Origin of the sequence: Pseudomonas sp. NPDC096925, assembly GCF_044762545.1 — a bacterium.
Taxonomy (GTDB): Bacteria; Pseudomonadota; Gammaproteobacteria; order Pseudomonadales; family Pseudomonadaceae; genus Aquipseudomonas.
This window is the reverse complement of sequence record NZ_JBIWEM010000003.1, coordinates 200,701-222,588: the sequence shown is the minus strand read 5'-3', so window position 1 is coordinate 222,588 and position 21,888 is coordinate 200,701. Positions and strand designations below refer to the sequence as shown.

The 21,888-nt window shown below is 64.1% G+C and carries 14 protein-coding genes and 2 pseudogenes; 7 read left to right on the top strand and 9 right to left on the bottom strand.

Annotated features, from left to right (window positions below; translation table 11 throughout):
- Position 1: 1 nt before the first annotated feature.
- Positions 2–259, bottom strand: a pseudogene (locus ACIQYU_RS11495) (DUF4113 domain-containing protein); the annotation flags it as partial.
- A gap of 44 nt (positions 260–303) precedes the next feature.
- On the opposite strand from ACIQYU_RS11495, the gene ACIQYU_RS11490 reads away from it, so the two are divergent.
- Positions 304–489 (top strand): hypothetical protein, encoded by a 186-nt coding sequence (locus ACIQYU_RS11490; protein WP_402799847.1) that lies wholly within the window; start codon positions 304–306, stop codon positions 487–489.
- Positions 490–1,054: 565 nt separating this feature from the next.
- Positions 1,055–2,032 (top strand): alpha/beta fold hydrolase, encoded by a 978-nt coding sequence (locus ACIQYU_RS11485; RefSeq protein WP_402799844.1) that lies wholly within the window; start codon positions 1,055–1,057, stop codon positions 2,030–2,032.
- 51 nt (positions 2,033–2,083) lie between these two features.
- On the opposite strand, the gene ACIQYU_RS11480 is transcribed toward ACIQYU_RS11485, so the two are convergent.
- The 4 genes from ACIQYU_RS11480 to ACIQYU_RS11465 all read right to left on the bottom strand — a co-directional run bounded on the left by ACIQYU_RS11480 (position 2,084) and on the right by ACIQYU_RS11465 (position 9,562).
- Positions 2,084–2,833: an SDR family NAD(P)-dependent oxidoreductase gene (locus tag ACIQYU_RS11480; protein WP_402799842.1), complete on the bottom strand. Its 750-nt coding sequence runs from the start codon at positions 2,831–2,833 to the stop codon at positions 2,084–2,086.
- Positions 2,833–3,255, bottom strand: coding sequence for a MerR family transcriptional regulator (locus ACIQYU_RS11475; RefSeq protein ID WP_402799839.1), 423 nt, complete (start codon positions 3,253–3,255; stop codon positions 2,833–2,835). Before ACIQYU_RS11475 ends, ACIQYU_RS11480 begins: the two co-directional genes overlap by 1 nt.
- Positions 3,256–3,324: 69 nt before the next feature.
- Positions 3,325–8,820, bottom strand: coding sequence for an AAA family ATPase (locus tag ACIQYU_RS11470; protein WP_402799836.1), 5,496 nt, complete (start codon positions 8,818–8,820; stop codon positions 3,325–3,327).
- A 79-nt stretch (positions 8,821–8,899) separates the two neighbouring features.
- Positions 8,900–9,562, bottom strand: coding sequence for a response regulator transcription factor (locus ACIQYU_RS11465; RefSeq protein WP_402799834.1), 663 nt, complete (start codon positions 9,560–9,562; stop codon positions 8,900–8,902).
- A gap of 272 nt (positions 9,563–9,834) precedes the next feature.
- Here ACIQYU_RS11465 and ACIQYU_RS11460 point away from each other — a divergent pair, with 272 nt between their 5' ends.
- Positions 9,835–10,848, top strand: coding sequence for a GlxA family transcriptional regulator (locus tag ACIQYU_RS11460; RefSeq protein ID WP_196187875.1), 1,014 nt, complete (start codon positions 9,835–9,837; stop codon positions 10,846–10,848).
- 7 nt (positions 10,849–10,855) lie between these two features.
- On the opposite strand, the pseudogene ACIQYU_RS11455 reads toward ACIQYU_RS11460, so the two are convergent.
- Positions 10,856–11,792 (bottom strand): annotated as a pseudogene (locus ACIQYU_RS11455) (LysR family transcriptional regulator).
- 327 nt (positions 11,793–12,119) lie between these two features.
- Between ACIQYU_RS11455 and ACIQYU_RS11450 the strand changes: the two are divergent.
- The 3 genes from ACIQYU_RS11450 to ACIQYU_RS11440 all read left to right on the top strand — a co-directional run bounded on the left by ACIQYU_RS11450 (position 12,120) and on the right by ACIQYU_RS11440 (position 15,020).
- The gene (locus ACIQYU_RS11450) at positions 12,120–12,509 is read left to right on the top strand and encodes a response regulator transcription factor (protein WP_402799829.1); all 390 of its coding nucleotides are present in this window, start codon (positions 12,120–12,122) and stop codon (positions 12,507–12,509) included.
- Between the two features lie 285 nt (positions 12,510–12,794).
- Positions 12,795–13,997, top strand: coding sequence for an NAD(P)/FAD-dependent oxidoreductase (locus tag ACIQYU_RS11445; RefSeq protein ID WP_402799826.1), 1,203 nt, complete (start codon positions 12,795–12,797; stop codon positions 13,995–13,997).
- 99 nt (positions 13,998–14,096) lie between these two features.
- Positions 14,097–15,020, top strand: a complete 924-nt coding sequence (locus tag ACIQYU_RS11440) for an MBL fold metallo-hydrolase (protein ID WP_402799824.1) — start codon at positions 14,097–14,099, stop codon at positions 15,018–15,020.
- 215 nt (positions 15,021–15,235) lie between these two features.
- On the opposite strand, the gene ACIQYU_RS11435 is transcribed toward ACIQYU_RS11440, so the two are convergent.
- Positions 15,236–15,856: a tyrosine-type recombinase/integrase gene (locus tag ACIQYU_RS11435; RefSeq protein ID WP_402799821.1), complete on the bottom strand. Its 621-nt coding sequence runs from the start codon at positions 15,854–15,856 to the stop codon at positions 15,236–15,238.
- Between the two features lie 843 nt (positions 15,857–16,699).
- On the opposite strand from ACIQYU_RS11435, the gene ACIQYU_RS11430 reads away from it, so the two are divergent.
- Complete coding sequence (locus tag ACIQYU_RS11430; protein ID WP_085588681.1) at positions 16,700–17,260, top strand: TetR/AcrR family transcriptional regulator; 561 nt, start codon at positions 16,700–16,702, stop codon at positions 17,258–17,260.
- Between the two features lie 81 nt (positions 17,261–17,341).
- Here ACIQYU_RS11430 and ACIQYU_RS11425 read toward each other — a convergent pair whose 3' ends face one another.
- Positions 17,342–18,745 (bottom strand): efflux transporter outer membrane subunit, encoded by a 1,404-nt coding sequence (locus ACIQYU_RS11425; RefSeq protein WP_402799817.1) that lies wholly within the window; start codon positions 18,743–18,745, stop codon positions 17,342–17,344.
- On the bottom strand, positions 18,745–21,873 hold the full coding sequence (locus tag ACIQYU_RS11420; protein ID WP_402799814.1) for a multidrug efflux RND transporter permease subunit: 3,129 nt from the start codon (positions 21,871–21,873) through the stop codon (positions 18,745–18,747). The genes ACIQYU_RS11425 and ACIQYU_RS11420 overlap by 1 nt, the downstream gene beginning before the upstream one ends.
- Positions 21,874–21,888: the final 15 nt, after the last annotated feature.

Genomic DNA, 21,888 nt, shown 5'->3' with positions numbered 1-21,888 from the left:
TGCAGTAGACCGTCCATAGCTCATCAACCCGCGTCGTAAAGCTCTGGCTCATCATCTCCCGGCGCATGCCCCATGAGGGATCCACTGGCACGCTTGCCAGCCGCATCGTCCCTCTGCCTCACCTACCATTCACCGCATCAAGCACACCCATGAGCTTCTCGGTCGCCACCGGCTGGGCAGCCGCGAACAGATCTCCGATGATCTCGTTCCGATGGCTGAGGTCGAGCCGCAACACCTCCGCCTTGCTGTAGCGGAAGCCTCCCGGAACACCCGCTCCACGCCCTGGGGATTAGTCGGCTAGGAATGTTCCATGTCGCAGAGGATCTGAAAGCGGGTCGGCTCGTCGCGCTGCTCGCTGATTTCAATCCAGGGGACACCGAGGAGATCCATGCGATCTTCAATAACCAACGCTACATGCCGCAACGGGTAAGGGTCTTCATCGACTTTCTGGTTGAGCGAGTCGGGCCGTTGCTGAGGTCGCTTGACTAAAAGAAAAGGCCGCAGTCTGGGCTGCGGCCAAGAGATCCTGCTTGCGGTTTGAGCCTTGCCTCAGCCCGTCCGGCCTTACGAATTTGACTCAGGCCACCTGGTACATTTCATCAAGCTCGAACTCACCTATGCAGTGTCCAGCCGTTTGGCGAAATGCGCGTATGAACATGTTTCTTGAATCAATCGCCGAGCTAGGCTGCCAGGTGGCTATTGAAATGACGGCTTTTCGCCAATAGCCGCCTTGAGCGAATGGCAGCTATGGGTCGGTAGCAGACCAATACTCCCTCTTAACTCTTCGAAAGCTGGGCACATCTGTGCTGCATCGCTTCCAGCCCCCAAAGGATCTACGTTCGGTAAACCGACGAGCTCTAGTCATAGAGTGTTCATCCGTGAAACCTAGGTATGGATGTGCGATACCCATGGACGATGGTGTAGGCCCCAACCCAGCGAATAGGGTTTGCCTACCGGCAATTTGGCATTCGGAACGAGCGCAAAGTCGAGTCGAATCCAGAACCAGACCGGTCCCATTCGCCGCGCAAGCGGTACCCTGACGAGAGTTTTCACCATGACCGACGAGACCAAAGGAACCACCCGCCGCGCACTGATGAGCGCGGGCGTAGCCGCCGCGACCGTGGCGGTTACCGTCCCCATATTGGCGAGCCAGGCGAGCGCTGCTCAGGCACCGGCCGCCACGGGCGCGCGCCGCAAGGAGCAAGGGTCAGGATACCTCACACTGCGTGACGGCACCCAGCTGTTCTACAAAGATTGGGGCAGCGGGCAGCCCATCGTGTTCCACCACGGCTGGCCGCTCTCGGGGGACGACTGGGACAATCAGATGCTGTTCTTCCTCGCCAAGGGGTACCGCGTGATTGCCCATGACCGCCGTGGCCACGGTCGCTCCACGCAGACCGACAAAGGCAACGACATGGACACCTACGCCGCGGATCTTGCGGAACTGGTTGCGCACCTGGATCTGAAGAACGCCGTGCATATCGGCCATTCCACTGGCGGTGGCGAGGTTGCTCGCTACGTCGCACGCCATGGTGCCGACCGCGTCGCCAAGGCGGTGCTAATCGGCGCGGTGCCGCCGACCATGCTGAAAACCGCGAAGAACCCCGGCGGCCTGCCACTCAAGGTGTTCGACGGCTTCCGAGAAGCGCTCGCCGCCAGCCGTTCGAACTTCTACCGCGACGTCGCAGGGGGCCCCTTTTACGGCTTCAACCGGCCGGGCGCGAAGGTCTCCGAAGCGGTGATCGGCAACTGGTGGCGCCAGGGTATGAACGGCGGCGCCAAGGCCCATTACGACTGCATTGCGGCCTTCTCGGAAACCGACTTTACCGAAGACCTGAAGCAGATCGCTGTGCCGACCCTGGTGCTCCACGGTGAGGACGACCAGATCGTTCCAATCGACGACTCCGCGCGCCTCTCGATCCAGCTGCTGCGCAATGGCACCCTGAAGACCTACCCCGGTCTGCCCCACGGCATGTGCACCACCCACGCCGAGACCATCAACGCGGACCTGCTGGCCTTCATCAAGGGCTGACGCCGCTGCAAGCGAAAGCTCCGGGGCACAGAGCCCCGAGGCTTTTTCCATTCAGAGCTGCGACAGCCCGCCATCGACGCACAGGTCGACGCCGGTGATGAAGCTGCTGTCGTCCGAAGCGAGGAACAGCGCAGAGTTCGCCAGCTCTTCCGGGCGACCGAGCCGACCCAGCGGAATCAGCCCCGCCAGTTGCTTTTCGAACTCACTGAACTGCGCCTCGCCGATGCCCATCTTGCCGATGATCGGCGTCCGCACCGGGCCGGGGCTCAGGCAGTTGACGCGGATGTTACGGCCCTTGAGCTCCGCTGCCCAGCTGCGGGCAAAGGAGCGCACCGCCGCCTTGGTCGCCGCGTAGATAACGTGGGCCTCCAGCGCCTTCAGGTGGGCGATGGACGACACCAGCACGATGGAGCCGCCGTCACGCAGCAGCGGCAGCGCTTTCTGGATGGTGTAGAAGACGCCTTTGACGTTGATATCGAACTGTTCATCGAACTGCTCTTCATCGACCTGATCGCCCGGAGCCGGCCGGATGACGCCAGCGTTGGCGACCAGCACATCGAGGCGGCCGAAGCGCTCTCCGATCTGCTTGTACAGGTCATCCAGGTCATCCAGCCGGCTGGCGTCGGCGCAGATGCCCACGGCGTTTTCACCGATGAGCCCGACGGCCTCCTCCACCACTTGCCGACGGCGCCCGGTGATGACCACCTCGGCGCCTTCCTCGGCGAATCGTTGCGCGGTGGCCAGGCCGATACCGCTGTTGCCGCCCGTGACCAGGGCGACCTTGTTGCTTAGCTTTCTCATCATATCTCCAACGTGGCTTGTGAATCCGCTCGTTTGGGAGGCCGCAAATCGGGAGCACGCAGCAGGTCCTGTCGCAGGGGCAGATAGCGCTCGATCTTTTCCGCCAGGCGTTCGCGGCGCTCGGCCAGCTGGGCCTGCAGCGCGTCCAGGGCCACCAGTTTTTCCAGATGCTGCTGCAGGCAGGCGAGGAAGCCTTCGCTGTCCTCTTCTTCCTCCAGGTACTGCAGCAGGCCGTGAATCTGCCGGGTGCTGAAGCCGCACTCGAGCAGCTCGCGCACCCAGAGCACGCGTTGCACCATGGACGCGGCGTAGTCGCGATAGCCATTGTCCAACCGCGCCGACTCGATCAGCTGCTTCGACTCGTAGTGGCGAAGCGCGCGTGTACTGACGCCGGCGCGTAAGGCCAGCTCTCCGATTTGCATGTTGACCTCCAATGGGGAGCACTCTGGGGGCTTGACGCTAGTGTCAAGGTCAAGCGCCCTTTCGCTTTTTCAGTCGGCCGTTGCGGGATGCGCCGGCAGGGTGAACTGCACCGCCGCGCCACGGGGCTGGTTGGCGCTGGCCCAGAGATGGCCGCCATGGCTGTCGATGATCGAGCGGCAGATCGACAGCCCCATGCCCATGCCGGTGGCCTTGGTGGTATAGAACGGCGCGAAGATCAGGTCGGCGTTGTTCTCGGCGAACCCCGGGCCGTTATCGCACACCCTCACCCGCACGCCACCCGCGTCGGACTCGGAACAGACCAGCAGGTGGCGCTCGCCAGCGGGCACACCGCTCATGGCTTCCAGGGCATTGACGATTAGGTTGAGCATCACCTGCTGCAACTCTACCCGGTCACCCTCCACTTCCGGCAGGCCGTCGGCAAGTTCGACGCGAACCACGGCGCCGCACTTGGCCGCCTCGCCGCGGGTGAAGTCGACCATCTCGCGCAGCGCCGCGCTGACGTCCACGGGCTGTTTCTGCGGCGGTGTCTTGCGGATCAGCTGGCGGATGCGCCCCAGCACCTCGGCGGCGCGGTTGGCGTCCTTGATGATGCGCCCCAGCACCTGGCTGACTTCATCCAGCTCCGGCGGCTGTGCCCCCAGCCAGCGCAGGGCGGCATTGGCGTTGGTCACGGTGGCGGCGATCGGCTGGTTCACCTCGTGGGCGATGGACGCTGCCAGTTGTCCCATGGTCGCCACGCGGTTGGCGTGGGCCAGTTCGTTCTGCACCTCGCGATAGCGACGTTCGCCCTCGCGCACGCGCTCCTCGGCCTGCTTGCGCTCGGTGAGATCGAGCACGAAGGCCACCCCCTCCTGCTGGCTGGCCTCGAAGGCCGCCAGGCCGACGATCACCGAAACGCGGCTGCCGTCCTTGCGGATGTACTCCTTCTCGAAGGGCTGTGCATGCCCGGTCCGGATAGCCGTGGCGAGGTGCGCTTGACTCAGCGCGAAGGACTCCGGCGGTGTCAGGTCGTGCCAGCGCACGCGGCCGGAAAGCAGCTCATCACGCTCGTAGCCGACCATGCGCAGGAAAGCGTCGTTGGCTTCTGCTATCTCGCCGCCCGCATTCCAGACGATGATGCCGATGATGTTGGCGTCCACCAGCCGGCGAATCCTCGCTTCGCGTTCCGCGGCGTCGCGATAAAGGCGCGCGTTCTCCAGCGAGATCGCCGCCTGCGAGGCCAGCAGTCGCAGCACGGCGATCCGCGCAGGGCTGAACACGCACGCCGAGAGGTTGTTCTCCAGGTACAGCGCGCCGGTGAGCTTGCCCTGGTTCATCAGCGGCATGCAGAGGATCGAACGCGCGCGGTGCTGCCGGACATAGGGGTCGGTAGTGAGGCCCGGCTCGGCCATGGCGTCGTCCAGGCACAGGCTCTCGCCAGTGCGCAGCACCTGGTAGAGCACCGTCTCGGCCAGCGCCGCCGCGCGGATCGGTTCGTTGCACAACTGCATCGCGTCGTCGCCGACAGTCGCCAGCGCCGCTATGCGTGGCTCGCCCGCCTCGGCAAGAACTAGCACGCCACGCTCGGCGCCGGCCTGCTCGATGGCGGTGCGCATCACCATGTCGATCAGCTTCTCCAGGACGATCTCGCCCGAGGCTGCCTGGGATACCTTGAGCACGGTGGCCAGGTCCAGGTGCTCCACCGGGGTGGCGATGGTCGCGGTCGGGCCGGGCGCGGGCTCCTCGTTGCGCAGGTAGCGATGTTTCCCTTCCAGCTGACGCACCTTGCCATCGGCGCCCCAGCGCAGGTAGCCGTATCGCGCGTCCTGCAGGTAGACGCGGGCGATCTTGGCCAGGCCGCGCGCGCTGTAGAAGCGCCCCGCCAGCTCGTTGGCCAGCGCCTCGACCTGCGCGAAGCCGTTGTCCTGCGCCTGGCGGATGGCCTCTTCGTAAAGCAACTCTGCGTCGACCAAACGCCCTTCGGCCCGAGCGATTTCCGCGCCCACCAGAGCAACCCGGCAGGCGAACGATTCGCCGCACTGCCGTGCCCACTCCTGCAATTGCGCGTGATGCACGGCCAGCTCTCGCAGGCGCTCAGATTGCTCATCGACAGCCACGGAATCGAAAGTGGCAGCCAGCGTCAGCGCCGCATGGAAGTGGTATTCGGACTCCTCAGTAAAGCTCTCCACCACCCACAGCAGCGCCTTCGCCCGCGCCACACAGTGCATGGCCGCCGCGTGATCGCCCGCCATGCAGCGGGCCTGTAGCTTGCGTATCCAGTACTTGGCCGCTGCCAGCGCCAGGCCCGGCGTGCTGTCCAGGTGCGCCTCGAAACGCGCCTCGTCGAACAGCTCATCGTCGAAACAGCCAAAGGTCGGGGTCTGCCCGCGCAGCGTACGGATCAGCGCCAGCTGCGTGCTGATGAAGTCCACCACCAGGCCGAAGCGCACCTTCTGCGCATAAGCCAGTCCCTGCTCGGCCTCTTCGTGCACCTGCGCCAGCGGCTCGCCGAGGAACAGCACATCAGCGATATGGCCGTTACCGGCATAGGCGGCGTAAGCCAGATCGCCGACGCGGTTGGCCGCGACGAAAGCCCGGCGCAGCAGTTTCCGGCACTCGCGCACCGGGCGCATCCAGCGCGCCACGAACATCGAGAAGCACAGGTAGGTGCGAGCCTCATGACGATTAAGCCCGCGCCGGTCGACCAGGTCGCAGCCCAGGCGACCGAAGCGGTAGCCGGCTTCGTAGTCACCGAAGCGGCGGCCGGCAATCCTTCCTACGTTCGCATAAAGCATGCAGGAGGCATCGCAGTTGCCCCGCTCCAGACTCAGGCTGACGGCCTTGCAGATGGTCAGGCTAGCCAGGTTGGCGTCGCTCTGCAGCGCCGGGGCGAACAGTTTGCCGAGGGCATCGAGAGTCGCCAGGGAGGCGGCGTCCTCCATCAGCGGAAGGTCGATCAGTTGCTCGATCCTGCGCTCGCCCAACTGCGTCCAGATCTGCTGGTATTCCTCGCGCACCTGCTCGTCGTCCGGGTGCGCCGACCAGTGGATGCCGACTGCGTCCAGGTAGGCCAGGCATACGGCGACCGCCCTGTCGCTGCGGTCCTGCAACAGGCACACGTCCATCTGCAGGCAGGCCACCGCCGCCTGCTCCACCGTGGTGGTGGCGCGTGGCGTCAGCGCGGTGAGGCGCTCGTCGGCCTGCGCCAGCTGGCCCGTGAGGAATTCGCATTCGGCACAGTTGAGTTCCAGGGCAAAGCCCAGGTCGTGACGGCGTTCCCAGCAATCGCCGTCGAGCAGTTGCATGCCGGCTCGTAGGTAGGCCAAGGCCGAGGTGTAGGCGCTTGAAGCCTTGGCGCGCTGCCCGGCCAGCAGGTTGTACTCGGCCAGTTGCTCGCGCTCGGCGCGGGCCTCGATCAGCCGGGCGCCGCGGTTGAGCTGACCGACGATCTCGAAGATCGCTTCTTCGCGGCGTTCCGCCGGCGTCTGCTCGGCCAGCAGGCGACCGATGCGCAGGTGCGCCTCGGTACGGGCGGTTTCGGCGATCAGCGAATACGCTGCCTCGTGGATGCGGTCATGGACGAAAGCGCAGGCGCCTTCCAGGCGCTCCACCAGTTCCTGGCGCACAGCCGACCAGAGTATCGAATGCACCTTCGCCGGCGGCAGGTCGAGCACGCTCGCCAGGGTATCGATCTGCGCGGTGTTGCCCAGGCAGGCCAGCTGCTGCAGCGCCTGGCGGGTTTCCAGCGGCAGGCGCGCAAGCTTGCAAACCATCAGGTCGACGACGTTGTCGGTAAACCCCTTGGCGTGGATGCGCTCCGGCTCCCAGCGCCAGCGCCGCGCCTCGTAGTCGTAGGTCAGCAGCTCTTCCTCGGCCAGTGCCTGGAGGAACTGGATGACGAAGAACGGGTTGCCGGCGGTCTTGTCCTGCACCAGCCGGGCCAGCGCGACGATGCTCGGCGGCGGACAGCGCAGGGCCTCAGCGATCAGTTGCTCGATGTGCGCGCGGGCCAGCGGCGCCAGACGTATCTCGTCGATGCGCACGCCGGCCTTGCGGATGGCTTGTAGCTTGCGAGTCAGCGGATGGCTGGCATCCACCTCGTTGTCACGGTACGCGCCCACCAGCATCAGGTGGCGCAGCTCCGAATGGGTGAGCAGGTCTTCGAGCAGGTCGAGAGTCGCCGCATCCAGCCACTGCAGGTCGTCGAGGAACAGCGCCAGCGGGTGATCGGCGCGGGCGAACACGCCGATGAAACGGCGGAACACCAACAGGAAGCGGCGCTGCGCCTGTTGCGGCTCAAGATCGGGCACCGGCGGCTGGTCGCCGATGATCAGCCGCAGCTCGGGAATCAGGTCGGTGATCAGCCGGGCATTGGGCTCCAGCGCCTGCAACAGGTCGTTGCGCCAGCCCTCCAGCACGTCACCGCTCTTGCCCAGCAACGTGCGCACCAGCCCCTGGAAGGCCTGCACCAGTGTCGAGTAGGGAATGTCGCGCTTGTATTGGTCGAACTTGCCGGAAGCGAACAGCCCGCGCGGCGGGACCAGCACCTTGTGCAGCTCGTTGACCACCGAGGACTTGCCGATACCAGAATAGCCCGACACCAGCACCAGCTCCGGCGTGCTGCTGGCGACGATGCGCGCGAAGGCCTCGACCAGCACCTCCACTTCCCGCTCGCGACCGTAGAGTTTCTCGGGCACCAGCAGGCGATCGGGCGTGCCCTGTTCGTCCAGGCTGAAGGCTTCGATGCGCCCGCTCCGCTGCCAGTCGTCAAGGCAACGGCGCAGGTCGTGCTCGACACCGGCGGCGCTCTGATAGCGCTCCTCGGCGGTCTTGGCCAGCAGCTTGAGGACGAGTTGCGAGAGCATCGGTGGCACGCCGGCAACCCGTTCGCCGGGCGGCGTCGGCTTGCGCGCGATGTGGCAGTGGACCCATTCCATCGGGTCGCTGGCGGTAAACGGCAGCGTGCCGGTGAGCATCTGGTAGAGGACCACGCCAAAGGCATAGAGGTCGCTGCGCGAGTCGACGGAGCGGTTCATCCGCCCGGTCTGTTCCGGCGCCATGTAGGCCAGGGTACCGGCAATGGTCTCCGGCGGTTCGGGCGCCTGGCGCTCGCGCGGCAACCGCGAGGCCAGGCCGAAGCCGGTCAGGCGGGCCTGGCCATCGGTGCAATTGACCTGGATGTGATTGGGCTTGAGGTCTTTGTGCACCAGGCCGCGCTGGTGTAAATGGCGCAGCGCCACGGCGATGTCCACGGCCAGGCGCAGGCAGCTTGCGATGTCCAGCGGCTGGCGCAGCACACGGGACAGCGGCTCGCCGCCGGGGTCATCCAGCAGCAGGCGGGTCTTGCCGCCTTTACGGTGCAGCGCCTGCGGGCGCAGTGCCCAGGCGCTGTGCAGTTCGTCGCGCAGGCTGTACTCGTGGGCCAGCCGTTCCAGCGTGGCGGGCAACGGATGTTCAGCGGCCGGGCGCACCAGCAGCACGCTGGCGCCGTCGTCACCGGATGGACGGGCGCGGCACAATACCCGCTCGCCGTCGTCCCACAGGATCTTCTGTTTGCTGGCCATCGGCTCGGCAACCTCTGAAGGGTTTTCGGCTGCCCCCCAGTGGTGGTCAGCGACTGTTATGCGATACGCGTGGCGGCGCTCAGGTCGTCCGCTGCAACGGCTCGACGCCCAGGGCCTCGGCCATGCGCACCAGATCGGCGACCGAGCGGGCGGCCAGCTTCTTCATCACCTGGCCACGGTGAACCTTGACGGTCACTTCGCTGAGGTTGAGCTCGGCGGCGATCTGCTTGTTCATCAACCCCGCGACGACGTAGCGCAGCACTTCGCGCTCACGCAGGGTCAGCGCCTCGAAGGCCTGGCGCAGCGCCGCGCCGGACTGTTCGACCTGCAACCGCTCAGCGTCGCGGGCCAGGGCGCTGGCCACTGCGTCGAGCATGTCCTGGTCGCGAAAGGGCTTGGCGAGGAAGTCCACCGCGCCTGCCTTCATGGCCTTGACCGTCATCGCGATATCGCCGTGGCCGGTCATGAACACGATGGGCATGCGCACCCCGCTCTTCTCCATCTGCTCCTGGAACGCCAGGCCGCTCTCGCCGCGCAGGCGCACGTCGAGCACCAGGCAGCTGGGGACGTCACGCCGGGCAAAGGACAGAAAGGCCTGGGTCGAATCGAAGGTCTGCACCTGCAAGCCGATCGAGCGCAGCAGGCCATCGAGGGCGAAACGCATGGACTCGTCGTCATCGACCACATAGACCACCGGCTCCTTCGGGCCTTGCGGGGGATTGGAATGCGATGACGAGCTCATCTTGCCTCCATGGGGGACCGCGATACTCGCGGTGTGCAGATCAAAAAATTTAGTCCATGATGGGGTCCGCGGCAAAGTGCCAGCCCAATGGTCATGGGGCCGGAGCGATACCTTCGGGATATTGGCCATAACGCGCGCCATGTAGCACGCCATAACGCTGCTGCGCGCAAGGCTAGCCTGGCGAAGCGAAGCGCCGCCAGGCCAGAAACCCCTGAATATCGGCCACACCCTCGGCCAACCTCCGACCGGCCACCCGAACAGGCAGACCCCCAATGGCAAGCACCTTTGCGCCCCCTTACCCGCTCCCGGCAACGACGCCGATCACCGTCGCCTTCGTCGCCTACCCGCAGATGGGCCTGCTCGACCTGAGCGGCGCACAGACCGTGTTCTGGGCCGCCAGCAAGGCCCTGGCCCAGCGCGGCCTGCCCGGCTACCGGCTGCTGACGGCGAGCCTGCGCGGCGGACTGGTGAGCACCGTCGAAGGACTGTCGGTGGATAGCAGCGTGCTGGCTGCACTCGACCTCGCCGAGGTCGACACCCTGGTCGTCCCGGGCGCCCCGGACATCGGCGAAACCCTCGACAGCCACGGCGAACTGGCGGCCTGGCTGAGCCACGCGGGGTCCAAAGTGCGCCGGGTGGCCTCCGTGTGCAGCGGCGCCTTCCTGCTGGCCAAGGCCGGGCTGCTCGACGGCTGCCGCGCCGCGACCCACTGGGCTCTGTGCGACACCCTGCAACAGCGCTTCCCGGCTCTGGAGGTGGACGCCGACGCGATCTTCATCCAGCAGGGCGCGGTCTGGACTTCGGCAGGGGTCACTGCCGGCATCGATCTGGCACTGGCGCTGGTGGAAGCCGACTGCGGCCGCGATGTCAGCATGCAGGCGGCGCGCGAGCTGGTGGTCTACCTCAAGCGCCCCGGCGGGCAGGCGCAGTACAGCACTCTGCTGCAATTGCAGACCCAGGACAGCCCGGCCTTCGACGACTTGCACCTGTGGCTGGCGGAGAATCTGGGGGATCCGGGATTGACCGTGGAACGCCTCGCCGAGCAGGCGAAAATGAGCCTGCGCAATTTCTCCCGCGTGTACAAGGAACGCACCGGGCGCACACCGTCCAAGGCCATCGAACTGTTCCGCTTGGAAGCGGCGAAACGCCTGCTGGAGAACTCCTCGCGCAACATCGAGCAGGTCGCCCGCGCCTGCGGTTTCGCCGACGAGGAACGGCTCCGCAGCACCTTCCAGCGGCACCTGTCGATCTCCCCGCGCGACTACCGCAGCCGCTTCAGCCGCTGAGCCTCGCTCAGGCCACGGCCAGCGCCAGCGAACGCTCCGGCTGCAGCTCCAGATGGCGGGTAAAGCAGCCACGCAGCCAGCGTCCGCGCGGGTCGGCATGGCTGGTGCCGCGCCAGGCCATGGAAAGGTCCGGGCTCGACAGCGGCAGCGGCGCGTACTCGGCACGCAGGCTTTCCATCCGCGCCATCGCCTGGGCCACGTAGTCGGGCACAATGGCGAGCATGTCGCTGCCGGCCAGCAGCGCCGGCAAAGCGCTGAACTTCGGCACCGCCAGTACCACCCGGCGCTGTCGGTCATGGCGCGCCAGCGCGCGGTCGACGTCGTCGGTCACCTTGCCCAGCGCGGACACCGCCACATGGGGCCGCCGGCAGAATTCATCGAGGCTCATTGGCCCCGCAGCCGAATCCGCGCGCAGCAACATCGGCTGCACCGGGCGCAGGCTGCGGCAGTGGGCGCTGGCCGGCAACTCCTGCGCCTGGCCGATGCCCAGGGAGATGTCCCCGGCGACCAGCAATTGCGGCAGTTGCCAGGAGTCCACCCGGCGGACCACCAGGGTGATGTTCGGCGCTTCTGTGCGCAGCTGCTGCATCAGCCGCGGCAGCAGCGCGTATTCGACTTCGTCGCATAGGCCGACGTGGAAAGTCTCCTCGCTGGTGCGCGGGTCAAATTTCCTTGCGCAGCTCAGGGCCAGGGCGATGCCTTCCAGGGCTGGTCCCAGGCGCAGGTGGATTTCCTCGGCCCGCGCGGTGGGCTCCATCGCCCGCCCCGGTGCGGATGAACAGCGGGTCGTCGAACATCGTCCGCAAGCGGTTCAGCGCACTGCTGACGGTGGGCTGGCAGAGGAACAGGCGTTCGCCCGCCCGGGTCACGTTGCGCTCGCGCATCATGGTTTCGAAGACAACCAGCAAGTTGATGTCGGCATGTCGCAGGTCATTGCTGTTCATGGTTTCGCCCGCCTGGTGAAAGTTGTATTCGAACTGCCTTTCGCTGGGCCCGTTCACTTCGCCAGGCTTGCGATGTGATTGCAGATTATTCAGGCGTAACCGCTGAGTCAGTTGTACATGGGTGCAATATCGCCACCCGTTGGTTATCCGAACTAATACCTGGGTATTGTTCCGCTCTACTTCCTGCCGCGAATATCACTCACATCAGACGGCCAGCCGGAATATCCATACCCAGGTGTTGCCCGACTATACCTAGGTATACTTCTCCGACTTATTCGACGGCGTATCTTGCAAGTACGGCAGGCGCCGCCACGAGCGCTCCAGAGGATGCAAAAGACGCAAATGGGCATCAAGGCTGTCATTGCAGTAGTCGACGACGATGAATCCCTTCGCACCGCGCTGGAAGGCCTGCTGCGCGCTACCGGCTACCTGGCGCGTACCTACGGCGGGGCGCGCGAGTTCCTCGGCTCCGACGGCCCGGAACTGGCCAGCTGCCTGATCTCCGATATCCAGATGCCGGGCATGTGCGGCGTGGAGCTCTATGAAGCGCTGCGCAACCGTGGCCTGGACCTTCCGGTGATCTTCATGACCGCCTACCCCGGCGAGCGGCCACGCATCACCACGGACATGCCCGGCGTTATCGCCTGCCTGCCCAAGCCGTTCGAAGCGGAACAGTTGCTGGCCTGCATCGAGACTGCCCTGCTGCTGAAACCCTGAATGCGAAAATCCCCGCAAGCTATTCATGTCCTGATCACTGCACTGCACTGAAAATACTTCCCACGGCTCCCGTCGATACCTTCGTATAGTTCTCTTCAACACATGCGTAATTCCCGCACACCGATGTAGAAGTGCGCCAGGAAGTTCTCCTCCCTAGCATGGACTCACAGCGGATGACGGCAGACGGAACAACGCAAACCAAGGTTTTCAACTCCCCGTCAGCGTCACGCCGAACTTGAAGCAGTGACTTCAAGGAAATTCATCCATTCGAGTCAGGAGCACATGATGAAACAACAACTTCTGGTTATTGGCGCGGGCTTCGGTGGACTGTGGAGCGCACTGAGCGCCGCCCGCCTGCTGGACATGCACGGCCGCAACGATGTGGAAATCACCCTGCTGGCGCCGCAGCCCGAACTGCGCATCCGCCCGCGCTTCTACGAACCCGATGTGCATAGCATGTTCGCTCCGCTGACCGAGCTGTTCGAGGCCGTGGGCGTGCGCTTCGTCAGGGGCACCGCCGAGAGCATCGACGAGCAGTCCCGCAAGGTCGGCTACCGCGACGAAACCGGCCGCGCTGGCGAGCTGAGCTACGACCGTCTGGTGCTGGCCAGCGGCAGCCAGCTGTCCCGCCCGCCGGTACCGGGCCTGAACGAGCATGCCTTCGACGTCGACCAGATCGAATCGGCGGCGCATCTGGAAAGCCACCTAGTGTCGCTGCGCAACCAGCCGGCCGGTCGCGCACGCAACACCGTGGTGATCGCCGGCGGCGGCTTCACCGGTATCGAGACCGGCACCGAAATGCCGGCACGCCTGCGTGCGATACTGGGTGAAGATCAGGATGTCCGCGTGGTCATCGTCGATCGCGGCGAGCGCATCGGCGCAGTGATGGGCGAAGGCATCCGCCCATCGATCATCGAGGCCTCCGACAGCCTGGGCATCGAATGGATCACCGGCGCCACGGTCGCCGCCGTGGACGCCAACGGCGTGACGCTCGCCGACGGCCGCCACATCGAGAGCCACACGGTGATCTGGACGGTGGGTTTCCGCGCCAGCCCGCTGACCGAACAGCTGACAGCCCAACGTGATGGTCAGGGCCGCCTGCACGTGGACGGCAACCTCAAGGTACGTGGACTGCAGAACGTCTTCGCCGCCGGTGACGTCGCCTACGCCGCCACCGACGATATCGGCAACTTCGCCGCGATGTCCTGCCAGCACGCCATCAGCCTCGGACGCCACGCCGGCAACAACGCCGCCGCCGACCTGCTGGGCGTCGCCCCGACCCAGTACCGCCAGCCCAAGTACGTCACCTGTCTCGACCTCGGCGCCTGGGGCGCCGTGTACACCGAAGGCTGGGACCGCCAGCTGAGGCTGGTGAAGGCCGAGGCCAAGGAACTCAAGACGCAGATCAATACCGTTTGGATCTACCCGCCGGCCGCCAATCGCCGCGCCGCGCTGGCCGCCGCCGACCCGTTGATCCCGGTGGCCTGATCGCTCTGTCCACTTTATTCGCTCCGCCCGCACTCCCTGGCCCCGAGGGAGTGCCATTCGACTGACGGAGTCGACCTAACAAGCAACAGGAGAACCACCATGACCATGCACCTGAATACCTTCGCCCAGCCCAATGCCACCACCCCGGCCCAGGAACTGGTGCCTTCGCGCTACGCCCTGCGCGTGGGCGAGATCGACGTGCTGGTGGTCAGCGACGGCGTGCTGCCGCTGCCGACCGAAACCATGTCGACCAACGCCACGCCGGAAGAGCGCGCGGCGTGGTTCAAGGAGATGTACCTGGGCCCGGACATGTTCGATTGGGCACTGAACGTGCTGGTGGTGCGCAGCGGTGAGCAGACCATCCTGGTCGACGCCGGCCTGGGCAACCAGTTCCCCGGTTTCCCCCGCGCCGGGCAGTTCCCCAAGCGCCTGAAGGATGCCGGCATCGAGCTGTCGTCGATCACCGATATCGTGATCACCCACATGCACATGGACCACATCGGCGGGCTGCTGACCGACACTGTGAAGAACGGTCTGAGCCCTGAGGTGCGCATCCACGTCACTGCCACCGAAGTCGACTTCTGGAAGATCCCGGACTTCAGCCTGACCGAAATGCCGCAGCCAGTCCCAGATGTCCTGCGTCGCACTGCCAATGAATTCATGGCGCATTACGAAAGCCGGCTGCACATCTTCGAGGACGAACACCAGGTTGCGCCGGGCGTGGTGGCCAAGCTTACCGGCGGACACACCCCCGGCCATTGCATCGTCTACGTCGTTTCCGCCGGCGAGCGCTTGACCTTCGCCGGCGACGCGCTGTTCCCGGTGGCTTTCGACCACCCGGAATGGCACAACGGCTTCGAGCACGACCCGGAAGAATCGGTCCAAGTGCGCGTGCGCCTGCTGCGCGAGGCGGCGGCAAGTGGCGAACTGTTCGTCGCCACCCACCTGCCCTTCCCTTCGGTTGGCCGCGTAGCCATTGATGGTGATACCTTCCGGTGGATTGCAGGCTTCTGGGATTACTGATACCAAATGTTAAGTGTTGCTACCCCTGTTCCGCTGGATGCCTTTCAAGGACCCAGCGGGACAAGGGTTTTGATTTTCAATGTCAGTAACTGGTTAGTAGCAGCGGCGCATCTTCAGGTGCAGGCAAGTATTCAAATAGAAGAGTTTTGGATTCCGCTGGTAACTCCCCTCAAAAGGCTCCGGCCTGTATCCCGGTGCTAAAAGAGATAACATCGTCAAACCTCAGTCTGTTCCGCCATCTCCAGAGCGTCATCGACCTCAATGCCCAAATACCTAACGGTACTCTCAAGCTTTGTATGGCCGAGAAGCAACTGCACTGCTCTCAGGTTCTTCGTTCTGCGATAGATCAGCGATGCTTTGGTTCTACGAAGTGTATGGGTTCCGTAGAGAGTCGGGGCGAGACCAATTGTGGTTACCCAGGCTTTCACAATGCGGGCGTACTGACTCGTGGATATATGAGCTGAACGTCGAGCACGACTGGGAAAAAGGAAATCGTCGTTACGACGGCGAGCTGCACGGATCCAAGCTTCTACTGATGCTCTTGTCTGAGCGGTGATTTCGAATTGCACCGGCCGCTGGGTCTTCTGCTGCATCACGATCGCGCGCGTCGACACATGATCACCGTGAGCTATGTCTCTGACGCGCAGCTTCGTTAAATCGCAGGCTCGCAATTTGCTGTCTATGGCGAGGTTGAACAGCGCCAGATCCCGCTCCTTGTTTGCGATCTCAAGTCGCACTCTGATAGCCCAAATGTCCCTATGTCGCAGCGGTGCTTTCTGGCCGACCAGTTTGCCCTTATTCCAAGGTTCGCGAGCTTTCGTAGTGGGTGTGGTCATGATTCGTCCTCCACATGAGTGAAGGGATAGGGTGCATCGCTCGCGACCTCGGGGCCGCTTCCGGCCGATCTACGCGACGCCCGCTTGCTCATGGGCAAACGACTGAGCGCGCTGTGACATGACCAATACTACTAGGTAGTCACCGGTCTCGAAAGAAACTCTAAATCCGACAAGCCGAGGCTCCTGCTCAGTCGCAGTATCGAGCCCCCCTCGACGTCACGACCGATCCCTCCCTCCAGATGATCCGCCGATAAGCCAGCAAGGCTTTCTGAACAATGGAGATGAAGCAGCCGTACTCATCAACTCGCAGCCCTCACCGTGTCTCGGTATCGATACCCGCTTTGTAACATTTATTGGCTGACCTCTATGGGTCGATAGCTGCTGGTCGCGACTGACCGGAATCGACCCATAGCGGACACCTGTAACCGGGGCCGCTTCGCGGCCCATCGCCGGCAAGCGCGGCTCCCACAGGTACAGCTCATGCCTGAAGGCTGGTGATATTGCTGTGGGAGCTGGCTTGCCGGCGATGAGGCCTGCACTGACTACAGAGCTTTGGTTCGCTGTCCGCTATGGGTCGATAGCTGTCAGTAGAAAGCATGTGAGCGTAGGATGGAGGCTCCCCCATCAGGCCGCCCCTTATGTATAAGTCCTTAAGGACAACCGCCCGTGCGCCAGCTATTGGGGACTCCACTTCATGCTTCTTGTTCGCTGCCCAACGGCCCTTTGTAGCTCCATAATCTATCAGTTCCGCGTCCTGCCCCATATGAATCCCAAAGAATTCAAATGATGCATTTTGGATTCTGTTGCCGCACAATGGTCAGATTCAGGTACCGAGAATCTTCCATGAACCTTTCAGCCACCGACGAACGTCTGCTCAAGGCACTCGCCGCAGCAATTGTTATCCACCCCAGAGCCACGCTGAAAGAGTTGGCGGAAACGGCCGGTGTCAGCAAGGCGACCCTGCATCGCTTCTGCGGTACTAGAGACAATCTGGTCAGCTTGCTGGAAGGTTACGGCGAGCAAGTTCTGCGTCAAGTGATCGCCGATGCCGATCTTGAAAACAGTGAACCGCTGGCGGCATTGCGCCTGTTGATCGCCGAGCATCTCAAGCATCGCGAAATGATGGTGTTCCTGCTCTTCCAGTACCGCCCGGATACCTTTGACGGCAGTGAAGCCAACCAGGGTTGGCGGGCCTATGCCGACGCTCTGGACGACTACTTCCTGCGTGGTCAGCAGGCCGGGTTTTTCCGCATCGATATCAGTGCTGCGGTGTTCACCGAGATGTTCCTGAGTCTGGTCTACGGAATTGTCGATGCCGAACGCCGCGGTCGCGCGGCAAGTGCGACATCTGCATTGACGCTCGAGAATCTGTTCCTCAATGGCGCCGTGGCGGCATCTCGCTAGTTTACCGATGCCCAGATAAAAAAAGCCCCTGATCACTCAGGGGCAAAAGCGGTTGGCCAGACCAACCAAAGGATCGATGAGCTATCCCCGCGCAGGCCAGCCACCACCAAGGGCGCGGAACAGGTCGATGAGAGATTTTTGCCGCTCGATACTCGCATCGATAGCAGCCGCTTCGTTCAGGTAGCTGTTGCGCTGCGCATCCAGATACCGCAGATGGCTGTCCACACCACCCTCGTAGCGAGCCTTCGCCAGTGCCAGGCTCGCCCGGCTGGTGTCGGCCAACGCTTTGCGTGCGATCTCCTCACGCCGCAAGGTATCGCTGGCGGCAAGTGCATCGGCCACTTCCCGGAAGGCGGTCTGGATCGTGCCTTCGTAGGCTGCAACCGCCGAGTCCTTGCGCGCCTCGGCCAGGCTCAGGGCAGCCTTGTTGCGCCCGGCGTCGAACAGCGGCAACGACAGTTGCGGCATGAAGCCCCAACTGCGCGAGCCACCCTCGAACAACCCGGACATCTGCGCGCTGGAGGTACCGAAGCTGCCGGTCAGGCTGATCCGCGGAAAGAACGCCGCCCGTGCCGCGCCGATATCGGCGTTACGCGCCCGCAGCCGGTGCTCGGCGGCAAGAATGTCCGGGCGCCGCTCGATCAGTGCCGACGGTGCACCCGGGGCGATGTCCTGCAGCACCATCGGCGCCTCGGGCCGTTGGGCAGGGATCACCTTGGCCGCGCTGGCGCTACCGAGCAGCAGCACCAGAGCGTTGTAAGCCTGCTGCTGTTCACGCAGGATGGACTCCAGCTCTGCCCGCGACTGCTCGACCAGCCCCAATGCCTCCTGATGATCCAGCGCCGTCGTGGTGCCTACGGTGCGGCGCTGGCCGACCAGGGCCAGGGAGTCTTCGCGGCTGCCAAGGGTCTGGCGGGTCAGCGCCAGGCGTCGCTCGGCGCCATCGAGGGTCAGGTAGGCCTGGCTGACCTCGGCGATCAGGGCAATATGTGCAGCCCGGCTGACTTCCTCGGTTGCCAGATACTGCTCAAGCGCTGCGTCGCTCAGGCTTTTCACGCGGCCGAACAAGTCGATTTCGTACTCCGGCAGCGACAGCCCTACCTGATAAGTGCTGTTGACGCCTTCACGGCCATCGCTGGAAAGGTCCGACGGTAAATGCTGGCGATTGCCCGAAGCGCGAGCGTTCAACCCCGGCATGCGGTCGGCACGACGGATGCCATACAGCGCACGGGCCTGCTCGATATCGAGCAAGGCCTGGCGCAGGGAACGGTTGTTGCCCAGTGCGCTGCCGACCAGCTGGCGCAGCGTAGGGTCAACAATGAACGCCTGCCAGTCGAGCTGCGCCACCGCCTGGCCCTGCTGCCCGGTGGCATTGCCCCACTGCGTCGGCACCGGTGCCTCGGGGCGCTGGTAGGTCGGCGCCAGCGAACAGCCGACCAGGGCACAGGCCAGCGCCAACGGCATTGCAAGTTTACCCATGACCATCACTTCACCACCTCGACAGCGTGTTGCATTGGGGCCGGCTTGCGCTTGAGCAGCTTCAGCACCCAGACGAAACAGATCGGCACGAAGACCACGCCCAGCAAGGTTGCGCTGAGCATGCCGCCGATCACTCCTGTACCAATGGCGCGCTGGCTGGCCGCGCCAGCGCCAGTGGCGATGGCCAGCGGCACCACGCCGAGGATGAAGGCCATGGAGGTCATCACGATCGGGCGGAAGCGCAGGCGCGCAGCCTCGATGGCAGCGTCACTCAAGCTGTAGCCTTTCTCCCACAGTTCCTTGGCGAACTCGACGATCAGAATCGCGTTCTTCGCCGCCAGGCCGATGATGGTGATCAGGCCGACCTTGAAGTACACATCGTTGGGCAGGCCGGTGAGCAGTACCGCCCACACCGCGCCCAGCGCACCGATCGGCACGATCAGCATCACCGTCAGCGGGATCGCCCAACTCTCGTACAGCGCTACCAGCAGCAGGAACACCACCAGGATGGCGAGGGCAAACAGGCCGGCGGCCTGGCCGCTGGACACCTTCTCCTGGTACGACAGGCCGGTCCAGGCGTAGCCGATCCCCGGCGGCAGCTCACCGACCAGGCGCTCCATCTCGGCCATGGCCTGGCCGGTACTGTGGCCTGGCGAGGCGTCGCCAGCGATGCGGATCGATGGGTAGCCGTTGTAGCGCACCAGTTGCACAGGCCCTTCTTCCCACTGGGTAGTGACGAAGGCACTGAACGGCACCTGCTCGCCCTGGGCGTTCGGCACATACAGGCGCAGCACGCTTTCCGGGGTCATGCGCTCGCCCTGCTCGGCCTGCACCACCACGCGCTGCTGGCGCCCGGCGTTGCTGAAGTCGTTGATCACCGCAGAACCGAAGGCGGTGGCCAGGGTGTTGTTGATCGACTCGAAGTTCACGCCCAGGGCGCGGGCCTTCTCGCGGTCGATGTGCACGCGCAACTGCGGTGCCTCGGCCAGGCCTTCCATCATCGCGTAGAGAATCACCGGGTTTTCATTGGCGCGGGCCAGCAGTTGGTCGCGGGCGGCCAGCAATGCCTCGCGCCCCAGGCCGCCACGGTCCATCAGGCGCAGGGCGAAACCACCGGAGTTGCCCAGGCCGTCGATCGGCGGCGGCATGACCGCGGTAATGGCCCCGTCGCCGTTGGCGGCGAACTGCTCATTGACCACGGCAGTTTCAGCTGCTGCGGATTGCTCTTTACCACGCAACGACCAGTCCTTGTAGGTCGGGAATGCCAACGCGGCATTCTCACCCTGGCCCGAGAAGCTGAAACCAGTCACGACAATGGTGTTGGCGACAGCTTCCCGGGACATCAGGAAACCTTCCAGTGCCTGTGCAGTGTGATCAGTACGCACCCGGCTGGCACCCGGCGGCAACTGCACGTCGACGATGCCATAGCCCAGGTCTTCGGCGGGGACAAACGCCTCCGGTACTCGCACATAGGAGTAACCGAGGACCACAAGGATGCCGACATAGGCCAGCATCCAACGCCCGGCACTGGCCACCAGGCCACTGTTCATTACCGAGTAGCGTTCGGTCATGCGGGCGAATGTGCGGTTGAACGCCCCAAAGAAACCGCCCTTTTCATGATGCCCATGTGCGACCGGTTTGAGCAGTGTGGCGCACAACGCCGGGGTGAAGGTCAGGGCCAGGAAGCCAGAGAACAGGATCGACACCGCCAGCGACACCGAGAACTGCTGATAGATCACCCCCACCGACCCGGACATGAATGCCAGCGGCAGGAACACCGCCGCCAGTACCATGGTGATACCGATGATCGCCCCGGACACCTGCCCCATCGCCTTGATGGTTGCGTCTACCGGCGACAACCCTTCCTCGGCCATCAGACGCTCGACGTTCTCCACAACCACGATGGCATCGTCCACCAGGATGCCGATAGCCAGCACCATGCCGAACATGGTCATCATGTTCACCGAGAACCCGAGCAGCTTCATGATCATCAGCGTGCCGAGCAGGCACACCGGTACCACGATCGACGGGATCAGGGTATAGCGCACGTTCTGCAGGAACAGGAACATCACCAGGAACACCAGCACCATGGCTTCGATCAGGGTGTGGATCACCTTCTCGATGGCCACGTCGACGAAGCGCGAGGTGTCGTAGGGCACCGAATACTCGACGCCCTCAGGGAAGAACTCCGCAAGTTCCGCCAGGCGTTCCTTGACCAGTGTCGCGGTCTGGATGGCGTTGGCCCCAGGGGCCAGTTGCACTGCAGCTACCACGGCGGGTTTACCATCCAGGCGCGCAGACAGGTTGTAGTTCTCGCTGCCGATGGCCATGCGCGCGACATCACCCAGGCGCACGCTGGAACCGTCCGGGTTGGCACGCAGGACGATACCGGCGAACGCTTCGGGGGTTTCCAGGGTGCCTTGCACGGCCAAGGTCGCGGTCAGTTCCTGCTCGCTGGCGCCCGGCGTGCTGCCGAAGCTGCCAGCCGGTACCTGGACGTTCTGACCACGGATGGCGTTGCTGATGTCGTCGATGGAAAGGTCGTAGCCCACTAGTTTCTGCGGGTCGACCCAGACGCGCATGGCCGCTTCGGAGGCGAAGAACTGCAGCTTGCCCACGCCGGGTACGCGCAGCAGTTCGTTATTGATGTTACGCGCCGCATAGTCTGCCAACGCCGTTACGTTGCCGCGCCCACCTGTCGCACTGGTCAGGGCATACATCAGCAGGAAGCCCGAACTGGCCTGCTCCACCTTCAGCCCCTGGGTCAGCACAGCCTGGGGCATACGCGCCTCGGCCTTCTTCAAGCGGTTCTGCACATCGACCTGGGCCATGTCCGGCTGCGTACCGGGTTCAAAAGTCACCATCACCTCGGCGACACCGTTGGAGTTGTTGGTGGACTCGTAGTACAGCAGGCCCTTGGCGCCGTTGAGCGACTCCTCGATGATGCTGGTCACCGACTCCACCAGCACCTTGGCCGAAGCACCCGGGTAGGTGGCGGTGATGGAAATTTGTGGCGGCGCCACGCTGGGATACTGGGCCACCGGCAACGCCGGGATCACCAGCAAGCCGGCCAGGGAAATGAACAACGCCACGACCCAGGCAAAATTCGGCCGATTGATGAAGAACTTGGACATCTCGCTAACCTCGCC

Bases quoted from the DNA above. Each gene is read 5' to 3' on its own strand.
- ACIQYU_RS11445 (WP_402799826.1), top strand. From the start codon at position 12,795: ATGAAACAACAACTTCTGGTTATTGGCGCGGGCTTCGGTGGACTGTGG.
- ACIQYU_RS11490 (WP_402799847.1), top strand. From the start codon at position 304: ATGTTCCATGTCGCAGAGGATCTGAAAGCGGGTCGGCTCGTCGCGCTG.
- ACIQYU_RS11440 (WP_402799824.1), top strand. From the start codon at position 14,097: ATGACCATGCACCTGAATACCTTCGCCCAGCCCAATGCCACCACCCCG.
- ACIQYU_RS11425 (WP_402799817.1), bottom strand. From the start codon at position 18,745: ATGGTCATGGGTAAACTTGCAATGCCGTTGGCGCTGGCCTGTGCCCTG.
- ACIQYU_RS11475 (WP_402799839.1), bottom strand. From the start codon at position 3,255: ATGCAAATCGGAGAGCTGGCCTTACGCGCCGGCGTCAGTACACGCGCG.
- ACIQYU_RS11480 (WP_402799842.1), bottom strand. From the start codon at position 2,833: ATGAGAAAGCTAAGCAACAAGGTCGCCCTGGTCACGGGCGGCAACAGC.
- ACIQYU_RS11470 (WP_402799836.1), bottom strand. From the start codon at position 8,820: ATGGCCAGCAAACAGAAGATCCTGTGGGACGACGGCGAGCGGGTATTG.
- ACIQYU_RS11460 (WP_196187875.1), top strand. From the start codon at position 9,835: ATGGCAAGCACCTTTGCGCCCCCTTACCCGCTCCCGGCAACGACGCCG.
- ACIQYU_RS11435 (WP_402799821.1), bottom strand. From the start codon at position 15,856: ATGACCACACCCACTACGAAAGCTCGCGAACCTTGGAATAAGGGCAAA.
- ACIQYU_RS11450 (WP_402799829.1), top strand. From the start codon at position 12,120: ATGCAAAAGACGCAAATGGGCATCAAGGCTGTCATTGCAGTAGTCGAC.
- ACIQYU_RS11465 (WP_402799834.1), bottom strand. From the start codon at position 9,562: ATGAGCTCGTCATCGCATTCCAATCCCCCGCAAGGCCCGAAGGAGCCG.
- ACIQYU_RS11420 (WP_402799814.1), bottom strand. From the start codon at position 21,873: ATGTCCAAGTTCTTCATCAATCGGCCGAATTTTGCCTGGGTCGTGGCG.
- ACIQYU_RS11485 (WP_402799844.1), top strand. From the start codon at position 1,055: ATGACCGACGAGACCAAAGGAACCACCCGCCGCGCACTGATGAGCGCG.
- ACIQYU_RS11430 (WP_085588681.1), top strand. From the start codon at position 16,700: ATGAACCTTTCAGCCACCGACGAACGTCTGCTCAAGGCACTCGCCGCA.